The organism is Bartonella sp. OC16QHHD (genome assembly GCF_042194035.1).
Lineage (GTDB): Bacteria > Pseudomonadota > Alphaproteobacteria > Rhizobiales > Rhizobiaceae > Bartonella.
Genome location: NZ_JBHIMJ010000059.1, coordinates 34,767 through 44,996 on the forward strand (window position 1 = coordinate 34,767; position 10,230 = coordinate 44,996).

General features: G+C 38.4%; 10 protein-coding genes. 2 read left to right on the plus strand and 8 right to left on the minus strand.

Features of this window, described 5'->3' with window-relative positions; all coding sequences use genetic code 11:
- Positions 1-8 precede the first annotated feature (8 nt).
- The 8 genes from ACFIK1_RS06285 to ACFIK1_RS06320 all read right to left on the minus strand — a co-directional run bounded on the left by ACFIK1_RS06285 (position 9) and on the right by ACFIK1_RS06320 (position 5,128).
- Entirely contained in the window at positions 9-374 is a 366-nt protein-coding gene (locus tag ACFIK1_RS06285) for a hypothetical protein (RefSeq protein WP_375662352.1), read from the minus strand.
- Between the two features lie 228 nt (positions 375-602).
- Positions 603-959 (minus strand): hypothetical protein, encoded by a 357-nt coding sequence (locus tag ACFIK1_RS06290; protein WP_375633362.1) that lies wholly within the window; start codon positions 957-959, stop codon positions 603-605.
- 224 nt (positions 960-1,183) lie between these two features.
- Positions 1,184-1,549: a hypothetical protein gene (locus ACFIK1_RS06295; RefSeq protein WP_375636897.1), complete on the minus strand. Its 366-nt coding sequence runs from the start codon at positions 1,547-1,549 to the stop codon at positions 1,184-1,186.
- A 2-nt stretch (positions 1,550-1,551) separates the two neighbouring features.
- Positions 1,552-1,725, minus strand: coding sequence for a hypothetical protein (locus ACFIK1_RS06300; RefSeq protein WP_375636896.1), 174 nt, complete (start codon positions 1,723-1,725; stop codon positions 1,552-1,554).
- A 1,162-nt stretch (positions 1,726-2,887) separates the two neighbouring features.
- Complete coding sequence (locus ACFIK1_RS06305) at positions 2,888-3,220, minus strand: hypothetical protein (RefSeq protein WP_375636894.1); 333 nt, start codon at positions 3,218-3,220, stop codon at positions 2,888-2,890.
- 198 nt (positions 3,221-3,418) lie between these two features.
- Positions 3,419-4,009, minus strand: coding sequence for a hypothetical protein (locus ACFIK1_RS06310; protein ID WP_375662353.1), 591 nt, complete (start codon positions 4,007-4,009; stop codon positions 3,419-3,421).
- A gap of 48 nt (positions 4,010-4,057) precedes the next feature.
- On the minus strand, positions 4,058-4,414 hold the full coding sequence (locus ACFIK1_RS06315; protein ID WP_375662354.1) for a hypothetical protein: 357 nt from the start codon (positions 4,412-4,414) through the stop codon (positions 4,058-4,060).
- 210 nt (positions 4,415-4,624) lie between these two features.
- Positions 4,625-5,128, minus strand: a complete 504-nt coding sequence (locus tag ACFIK1_RS06320; protein WP_375662355.1) for a hypothetical protein — start codon at positions 5,126-5,128, stop codon at positions 4,625-4,627.
- A 2,236-nt stretch (positions 5,129-7,364) separates the two neighbouring features.
- On the opposite strand from ACFIK1_RS06320, the gene ACFIK1_RS06325 reads away from it, so the two are divergent.
- Positions 7,365-7,931, plus strand: a complete 567-nt coding sequence (locus ACFIK1_RS06325; protein WP_375662356.1) for a hypothetical protein — start codon at positions 7,365-7,367, stop codon at positions 7,929-7,931.
- A 1,471-nt stretch (positions 7,932-9,402) separates the two neighbouring features.
- A partial coding sequence (locus ACFIK1_RS06330; protein WP_375662357.1) for a YopJ/AvrA family T3SS effector serine/threonine acetyltransferase occupies positions 9,403-10,230 on the plus strand: 828 nt, incomplete at its 3' end.

A 10,230-nucleotide genomic window follows, 5' to 3' on the forward strand; every position in this document is an offset into this window, starting at 1 on the left:
CCGCCCCTTCATGCGCTGTTTTGTTGAGAAGCGGTTTTTCTCCGCTTCCAGATTGCTTGCTCCAACATATCGATCTTTTCTTTCAACATAACCGTGAAAATGATACGAACCACAAAGGCAACAGGGATGAACAAAAAAATAAACCATGATATAAGCCACATGATTAACAAGAGAGCTGCCACGACATCCCCTTCCCACTCCGCCAACTTCCACCCAAGCAACATGGGTACGAAGCGAAGAGCCGTTCTTAAAGCTGCCACAATGAAAGCAATACAAAAGATGACTTTATAATTTTTGCGTGTCAGAAACGCTTCTTCAAGCGCAAAAGTCCGTGGTTCTTTATCCAATGGTGAATTTTTTCCATTGCCCCTCATTTTTTACCCCTCATTTGTCTCAATTTCTAAGCCATTTTCATGAACCGAAGCTTTCGTCCTCACAATGAATGAGGATTCAATCAATATCAAGCGCTTGTATCCCTCATCTTTTATAAAGACAATATCAAGGGTGCATTTTTTCCATCACCTTCAAACATCGTACGAATAGAAACTCTCCTACAATGCATGAGAATATATAAAGACCAGTATTCATTTTCTGCCCGCCCTTCACACGCTGTTTTGTTGGTAAGCCGTTTTTCTTCGCTTCCAGAGTGCTTGATCCAACTGCTCGATCTTTTTTTTCAACAAACGTGTAAAAATGATACGAACCACAAAGGCAACAGGAATGAGTACAAAAAGAAGCGCTGATATAAAAACCAATATTAATGTTAAAATGAACAGGATATAATTCCACCACCCTGTCAAATCCCACTTAAAAAACATAAAGAATGCCATTATAAAAGCTGACACAATGAAAGCAATACAAAAGATGACTTTATAATTTTTGCTTGTCAGAAACGCTTCTTCCAGCGAAAAAGACCGTGGTTCTTCATCCAATGATGCATTTTTTCCATTGCCCCTCATTTTTTACCCCTCATTTGTCTCAATTTCTAAGCCATTTTCATGAACCGAAGCTTTCGTCCTCACAATGGATGAGGGTTCAATCAATATCAAGCGCATCCCTCATCTTTTATAAAGACAATATCAGCGGTGCATTTTTTCCATCACCTTCAAACATTGCACGAAGAGAAGTGCTCCTACAACACATGAGAATATATAAAGACCTGTATTCATTTTCTGCCCGCCCTTCACGCGCGGTTTTGTTGATAATTGTTTTTTCTTCGCTGCCAAATTACTTGATCCAATTTATCGAGCTTTTTTTTCAACAAACGCGTAAAGATGATACGGACCACAAAGGCAACAGGAATGAATACAAAAATTAAATCTAATATAACCTGCACGATGCAAAAGAGAACTGTTATGACATCCCCTTCCCACCCCGCCAACTTCCACTCAAGCCACATGAGTAAGAAGAGAAGAGCCGTTCTTAAAGCTGACACAATGAAAGCAATACAAAAGATGACTTTATAATTTTTGCTTGTCAGAAACGTTTCTTCCAGCGAAAAAGACCGTGGTTCTTCATCCAATGGTGCATTTTTTCCATTGCCCCTCATTTTTACCCCTCATTTGTTTCAATTTCTAAGCCATTTTCATGAACTGAAGCTTTCGTCCTCACAATGGATGAGGGTTCAATCAATATCACGCGCTTGTATCCCTCATTTTTTATAAAGACAATATCAGCGGTGCATTTTTTTCCATCACCTTCAAACATCATGTTTTCATCACTCACAGTGTACCCCCTATTGTCTTAAGGCTTCTCTTTTCTCCTCGATCAAATTTTCATAAAAATATCTTCTTCTATTGCACAAATTTGGGTCTATGGTTCTAAAATTCTAAGTGCTCTTTTTATTTTCAGGAAGATAAGCTGCTTTCCAAAGAAGAAGCAAACGAGTGCAAGAAAATCGTAACGAAGTTGCTTTGTCTTTATGACGATTTGAATCATCTAGCAAAACCGGCCCAAATAGATTTTTTCGATATTTTTTTTCAAAGCCCAAACTTTCATCTTCCATAAAGTTTTTATGAGAAAGCTGCCAAATGTTAACATCAGCCCTCAATACCAAAGCCCCAAGGTAGTGTAGCAAAGAAGAGTCCACTTGAGAGATAGAACAATTTCCTTTTCCCAAGGAAGGGTGTTCTATTGAAAGCCAAGCACGCGGACAAGATCAACCTCATTCATTGCCCTCATCGAAAACTTCCTCAAGTACACAGCATAAATGCCTTACGCTTACCTCTTCCTCAAAAAAATTCCAATCCCTTTGCCTTAAAATCTACCCCTTTGCCTCAAAGCTTCGTTGTCAATCTGGCAAAGCCCTAAAATGATAAGGATTAATTATTTGGCAAGCCGCCGCATGGATACCAGCGCCTCTCACAATTCCATAACCAAATTGCACAAAACCTTTTTCATCCAGAGAGAGAAACTGTCCTTCACGGTCTCGTAAATAAATAGATGTCCCTCTTTTCTTTCAATTTTCTCCCTCCACCCCAAGCTCTTTAAAAGCACTGTTACACTTTCTATGGAGCAAAACGTGTGCTTTTGGCTCACCTTCTCGATGCGTCTTGCCTCTCCACCTGCAAAAAATGGGCTTTTCTTCCCCAAACACCAGAATATCTTTTGCTTTAAGTATAGATTTTTCGCTCTCAATATCGCTTGGTAAAACACATTTTTATGCTTGATAAAAAGAAAATAAATTACAAGATTTTCTCTCTTTAAGAGAACAGAAACAGCAAGTAAAGTCCAAGAGCAGCCCCTCTTCATTTTCCCCCCAGCACTCAAGCAAGAGCCTCAATTTTTCTCAAAAACACGACACAAATATAAAAAGGCATAAAACGAGAAGTGTCCCCCATGCTCCTTAATGAACAAGTCAAAAGCAAGGCTCAACGAAAGCCTCTCTTCACTTTTTCCCCTCGCTCATTTTCCCCTCACTCACATCATATAATATGACGGGAGCTCCTTTCTGCTCAACCTCTTCTTCTAATTGCCGTATCATTTTGTTCAACTGACGGGTCACGATAAAACGCATAATAAAAACAATCGGTAAGAATAAAAAAGTACAGGCAAGCATCCATGCCAGTGGCTCGAATACGACAAGAGAAACAAAGTCCTGCCCTCTCCATATCTTAACGACAACAGTTATAACTATTGGAGCAGTCGCCATGACCGTAGAAAGATAGAATATTTTTTTATAGTCTTGCCAAACAAGAGAAAGCTGCTTTTTATCAAACATTCTGCTGCTTTTTATTTTGGGGAGTTCTGTTTTAAGGCGATATCGCGTTCATTAAGCACGCATTTCAGTTCCTTTTTCACGCGACAATAAAGCCTCGCACGCTTGATAAACAGGTAATAAATGACAACGATTGGCACCCATATTAAAACACCTAAGAGCGTAAAGAACAGGAAAGAAATGGCTATTAATGTTATAAGACTACTCGTCATTTTGTCCCCCTACCACATTCTGCATACGGATTGCCTGATCACGTTGTTGTATCGCTTCTTCCAATTGTGGAAGTATTTTGTTCAATTTTCTCGTTAATTTTATACACATGATCCCAATGATCGGAGAAAAGAGAAGAACCCCTAACCATAGAAGGCCATAAATAATGCGACCTATTGAAAACCGCGGTACTATAAAACTGACCATACTATCCTTCCACCATACCAAATGTACGATAGAGAAAGCAAATTGCAAAACGGTAAAGAGGATAAAAATAAAAAGAATTATTTTACATTCTTTTGAATAAAGAGGCAGAGATTCTTTAAAGTTAAGAAAGCGTATTTTCGCATCAAGTGTCTTATGCGCGAGATTGTGTCTTTTCATTTCTCCCAGATCGTTGCGCAACTGTTGTATGGCTTGCTTTTGTTGCGTCGTACTCTTTTTCACGTCTTGAGCGAGTTTAAAAGACAACTTCATATGCTTGATCAACAGGTAAGGAAGCCTGATCATAACCATAAACATTAAAATGGCAATAATGATGCCCCCTAAAAAAGCCAAATGTTGTAGTATTATAATGCTCACTTTTTTCCCCTATCACATTGATGTGAAATTATCATTTTCATTCTCTTCTCAAACAAATGTTTCTAATCTCTTTGCTGTTTTTTTCACGCCATAATGAAGGAAACTATGGAGAATTAAAATAACAGGCAAAGTGATAGCACTACAGACCAAAATAAACAAAAACGGCAGCGCAATAATCAATAACAAAAAAAACAACGGATCATTGTGTGAAACAGTCGCATATCGTGCAATAAAGGACAAAAAAAGCGTAGCCCATATAAAAAGCGCAACTGTAATGAAAGCCATCCAAGAGATTATTTTATAGTCCTTTTTTGAGAGAAGCAAAGATTCTTGAAAAGAAAAGGCACTGAACTGTGTTGCAAGAACTGTATTCTGTCCTCTACCCTCTGCCTGATTATGCCTCAAATTCTGCGCTGTACCCTTTTTTAATTTCCTTCGCATCTTACATAACAGTACTGCCCGTTTTATCAAAGAATAATAAATGGACAAGATGATCTTCACGGTAGAAAAGAGTATCATGCTCCACGCAGAATAAATAACGATAACTATCCCTAAGGAGATCAATAATGTAGTTATTAAAAGAGGCATTATAGAAGTGATCACTTTTCCCCCCTATCATATTTTGTTGAGAGATTGGTTGTCTAGCTGTTGCTGCTCTGGCAATGTTTCCCACAGCTTCATCATTTCCTTCGCATCCCGTTTAGAAATGGCGTTAAAAATAGAAAAGAGCGGAAACAACACGAAAAGGACGCCAAAAATTATTTGCGGTAAGAGACATAAAAAAGCCCAAACACCATTCCACCCGAAGTTACGAAGAAATTCGATCGCAGGAATCTGTATAAAACTCTGACTCATTTCTTGAAAATCTTCTTGTTTCATTTTTCCCAGTGCTTGGAGCTGTTCTTTGGACATAATGTGAAAAAACTCCAAAGGATTCATATAGGCAGACGCGGAAAAAAGCACAAACAAGAGGATAGCCAAACAACAAATGATGATATAATCGCCTGTTGAAAGCATCATCCATTTTTTGAAAGTTGCCGATTGATCCAACACTGGCTGCGATACAAAAGCCTTATCTCCCTTATGGGCAGATTGGTGTTGTGATTTATCTTCGATCATACGGATACTCCCCCACTTCTAAAATTCCCACTCTTCAATATTTGATAGCACGCCACCAGCGCGGTAAATTCGCTTAGCACCCTTCTCAGAGTAAAGCAAGCACTATAATCCCCTCTAAATATTTTATTCACTTAGGCCCTATACGCGCATACATGACGCGCTTACAAGCCCAAACACCCCTTTTCCTCTCTTTATCGATCACATAAACCCTAAAAGACACCGTTTTACAAAAAATCCAACAAATATCTAATCTAAAAAACATCCCATGTGGGAAACTGACATACCCACCATAAACGACAGTGTTTTCACCGCTTAAATGAAGCCGAGTATATATAAAGCAAAGGATGATGATATTCCTTGCTCATCTCAAAGAATGAAGATTTTAAAACCCACCTCAGTTTGTCAACAATCCCATTGCTCTTAAGTGCACTCCGCCTGCTGAGCACTTATGGGTTCCACTTGCATAAAGCGCTCTACGAACAACTTCTCCCTTAACAAAAGTCCTTCCTTAACATTGGCACCTAATTTTTAACACTTAATGCGTCAAACATTGTAATGCCTCATAAGCTTTCCTATCCCTGCCCAAAATGACAGTATTTTATGGCATAACAAGATAAAAAACATTTTCACAAGCACTTTGTATCTTGATAATCAACACATCCCAAATGCTGTAAGATTCTCTCATTTCAAATCTATCCCCTGTTGAATTAATCAAAATTATTTGCTTGTACGTAAAAAGTGGGAGAGCCATGCGCAGTGAAATTGTATAATGAAAATGCCTCTTACAAACCGTCTCAAGTGCCAAGAGCTTGTAATACATATTGGGAATTGGCAAAATATGCGATGATACCAGCTTACGCTTTTATGAATCCTAAAAATGATGATCCTTAATAAAGTTATATTATCATGAAAGCTTTACCATGATACCCTTCTTGAGCCAGCGTCGTGAAATGGGCTCGAGCACATGTAAGAGATGTCTCTTAAAAACAAGCGCGTGAATATGCCGCAATAAGTATATTCCGTTTGAGGCGTTGTGTATGACGTAAGAGATGTGCCCCCAGAATGTGAGAAACAAGAACACGATAAACAAAAGCGTGAAGCAATAAGCACGCCCAACAGACCAAACAACCGATTATCTAAAATGCGCCCACAGCAGCTTTGAAATTTTTCAATTCTCATTTTAAAATTTCTTGATTCAAAAAGCCCCTATTTTAAAATTAAAAAAGAAATGTCTTACACCTCATAGCCCCCACCTTTATAAAAGCATCTCTTAATAAACGCCTCTTTTATCAAGCTACCTGCCGCTTATAAAGCTTCTTTGGATATTGTATCCCGTCATTTAACCATTTAAGTGACCACCTCCCTTTTTTATGAAATCCATTAAAACAGCAAAAACAAAAATATCCTCCATAAAAGATGATCCTAAATTGCTTGACCCTCCACAGTTTATTTTGTTATTTTGAACTAATGAACCATATTTTATTTGAAAATATAAGGATCTTATGCTATTATAAGCACATTGAAAAGTTTGTTTTTTTAAGCTCTGTGTCGTTCAAAAAAAGATAAAATCCTCTATAAAGGATAAAGATATATTTTGCAGCTTAATCTACATCAGACATCTTGGTACAGCGCCCAATAAGAAAACCCCAATATACCTCCCAATAGCAAAGCTCAACGGATGATAAAAATCCACGGATAATAAAAACAATGACTTTTCAAAGGTAAAACTGAAAAGTTTCCACGAAGCGCTCATGAGAAAGAAAGCAAATAATCCTACCAGAAAAGACTTCCTATTAGAAAGATAACGACATACCCATAAAACATCATTCTTGTTTATTTATTCACATGTGACAAAAGTTTCTTTTCAACTGTTCCAGAAAGGTTAAGAAATCTTTAGAAAGCAAATAACCCGCTATCAATAAAAAATAAGCATGATAGGGGCGGAAAATAAGACTGATAGGGATAAGATAAAAAAGGTAAGAAACACTTTAAAGATGATTTTTTCACCCCACACCGTTGCTTTTCTTTGCATTTAAAACGCCTTTAGTATCGTTTGTTTTTTGATCTGCAACGGCTAATATTTCCCAGTATTTGCTCACTCCCCCAGTATTTTCCTCCTTTTAAGTATTTTCCCCCTCTTAAGTATTTGCTCCCCCCCAATATTTGCGCCAAGTGCTTTTTACATCACTGTCCCCCATCAACAGACAGTTTCTTTTTCATTCAAATGGTTAAGTTCATGAAAATACGTAAAAAACGCAGTAGATCGAAAATAACAGGAAAGCGAGAGCCCAATAGCTGTATTTCACGTGCCCAAAATTCCAGCGAATCTGCGCTTCAATCTGCGATTGAAATGCGTGCAAAACACTTTGGTTTAAGCTTCGAAGAAGCGAAAAATCCGCTTGTCGGAACCTATATTGGGCGTCTTTGTTTGCTTGGCTATAAAGAGGCTTCATCAGGCATCAGTAAAGAGCAATATGACACGGCGCAACAATACTTGCAAATTAGAAACGACTATTTATGTGCAAAAGGTTTACCAAACGGTTATTATGATGGTTTTACGCACAGCGCATCAGATGAGAAAGCAAAAAAGCAATGGGTCCAAAGAGCAACGGAACACTATGAAGATATGCAAGAAGCGATTAAAGAAGCACAATATCTACATCGTCAACACAACTTTCATGCGGCATTACACTATCTTGTTTTAGAAGATCAACCGCTGCCTAATCTTGTTGGTTCGTTGCGTATTATTCTTGATGCCCTTTATAAACATTTTGACAGTTCTACCCAAAAGAGCCTTGGCTAAAACACCCATCATTTCCTCCCCCTCACAGGATAAAGATTCTCCCCCTCCTTTATAACATGCCTCTTTATAACCAGCGCCTTTGTAAAGCCCCCCTTTGGCAAGTGACACTTGAGATCCACTGAGCATGCCCTTTCATAAAATTTCATGGGTTAACAAGCTTAAAGCGCACAACAAACAAGCTTAAAAATATCCACCACGCCCTTTAAAAAAATACTTCAACTGTCAAAGAGACTTAACCTTATATCTACCCATGCCTCACTTATCCATGCCTCAAAGGACAATATTTCACGGCATATTCACGGCATGGGCAGAATAAATATTGCCCCCTCTTTAAAACAGCAACATTCTCCCCTCTACCCCCCATTGTAACAAACCACCCTCATCATACGCTTCCCCCAATATCGCGACATCCTTAGCTCTTCAGATAATTCATTATCGTCATTTTACGTCTTTTCTTGTACAATTCTATATGGCTCTTCTGATCTTATGACGGACAAGAGCTATGGCTTTTATTTCAGCATAATCTGGGTTTCTCATTCAAGATAAATAACGATAAAATATCCACTATAAATAAATAGCTTATCATTAAAACAACCCGTTGATTTTTGACACAATTAAAAGCATCATCCCTTAAACGAAAGAAAAAGCCCCTACCAACAATCTCCTCCCTCATCAACAACTGCACCGATAACCCTCCCCCCATCACATCACCACTAATACGACAGCCAGCATAGCCCCAATTCACCCGCACAAATCGCCAACACCTAAAGCTTTGCCCCGCAAACACCATCCAGCCACCGCCTTCCCAATTTCATCAATAAAATACCACGGATTTCAAAACCACAATTCTCCCTTCATCTTGTCCCCTCCTTTCTCAAAGGAGAAAATGTTTTTTGCCACATCAAAAACTTTTCCATTAAAACAAGATATTTTGCTGCATAGCCAATGAATGAGCTTTTTTCTGTAGATTTTTCCCGCGATAAAGGAGGAAAAATTATCGTTTTGCGGTTGACAGAATATGAAAAATCGTATTTAATGGTAGATGCGGTAAGGGGTTTTCTGCGTCCAGATTTCATCATAAAATTTTCGCATTATTATAGACTGTTATAAAACAGTGTGTCTTGCGACAATGTTTAAAACTTTACGGTTTGAAGGTATCTTTCGTCTTTTTCTGACTGTTTTCTTTTGCATCACCCAATTTGCATCACCAACAACTCTATAATTTTGAGATTTTCAAAACAAGCCGTATTCACGGGCTCCCAATAGAACGCCCTAATAATCCCCCATAAAATACCAATATCATACATCACAGCAATGATGAGCAATACACGCATAAAAATATGAAAACGGCATCATTATGCTCTCATCGCCTCACCTTTCAAGATGCAAAGGCTTGTTTTTCAAAACATTGTTTAGCCAGAATTGAAGAAGATAATATCACCTATCGATCATCAACATAGAGGCTAAGATTATGAAGCCACAAGATTCTCCCCCACCTCATTCCTCACAAACACCAGAAGGAGCAAGCGCACCTGAAGGAGCGCATGCAAATGCATCATTAGACACTCTTACTGCACATTTAGAACGGCTTAACATTGAAAAAATAAAAAACACCCCTTTCAACCGTGCCGAGTTAAAAGATATTGTTGCTGGTTTAGAACAGCATAATGCCGATGGCAGTTGGATCAAAAATTATTATGATATTTTAGATCTTTACATGATGCCAGCCTTGGTCGATCAAGCAAATCGTAAATATCCAGAGATGAATCTCAAACTTACAAGCCCCCCTGACGGCTTTGCCCTTGCACTCAAAGACACTTTCGAGCGCGGTATAACATCTTCCAGATTTATTGTTAACGCACAAGATAGGGGAATTCATTTTGCGGTTGTCGATCATCAAACCATTGATAATAAAACATCTTTGGTCTTTTTTGAACCGACCTTACTGCGTGACACGCTTCCCGCATTACTTGCATTAAGGACGCGACAATCCATTGAACATCACCAATTTCCGAATATTCATTTTGCCATGGTAGAAATGGATATTCAACGAAGCTCCTCTGAATGTGGGATGTTCAGCTTAAGCCTTGCCAAAAAGCTTTATCTCGAAGCTCAAAAATTAGAAAGACTACACAAAGATAATATTAAGGGTGTGTTATGTGAACCAGACACGCCTTTACCTGCTGAAAAATTAGATCCATATCTTCCAGCTCGTTTATACAAACACGTGCAAGGCAGAAGACGTCTTAAGGAGTATTTAACAGCCAATCCAGAAGCAGCACATGAAAAAGTAAACAAA

What these genes read in the sequence shown, in the direction of transcription:
- ACFIK1_RS06285 (WP_375662352.1), bottom strand. Translation starts at nt 374, where the DNA reads ATGAGGGGCAATGGAAAAAATTCACCATTGGATAAAGAACCACGGACT.
- ACFIK1_RS06290 (WP_375633362.1), bottom strand. Translation starts at nt 959, where the DNA reads ATGAGGGGCAATGGAAAAAATGCATCATTGGATGAAGAACCACGGTCT.
- ACFIK1_RS06295 (WP_375636897.1), bottom strand. Translation starts at nt 1,549, where the DNA reads ATGAGGGGCAATGGAAAAAATGCACCATTGGATGAAGAACCACGGTCT.
- ACFIK1_RS06305 (WP_375636894.1), bottom strand. Translation starts at nt 3,220, where the DNA reads ATGTTTGATAAAAAGCAGCTTTCTCTTGTTTGGCAAGACTATAAAAAA.
- ACFIK1_RS06320 (WP_375662355.1), bottom strand. Translation starts at nt 5,128, where the DNA reads ATGATCGAAGATAAATCACAACACCAATCTGCCCATAAGGGAGATAAG.
- ACFIK1_RS06325 (WP_375662356.1), top strand. Translation starts at nt 7,365, where the DNA reads ATGAAAATACGTAAAAAACGCAGTAGATCGAAAATAACAGGAAAGCGA.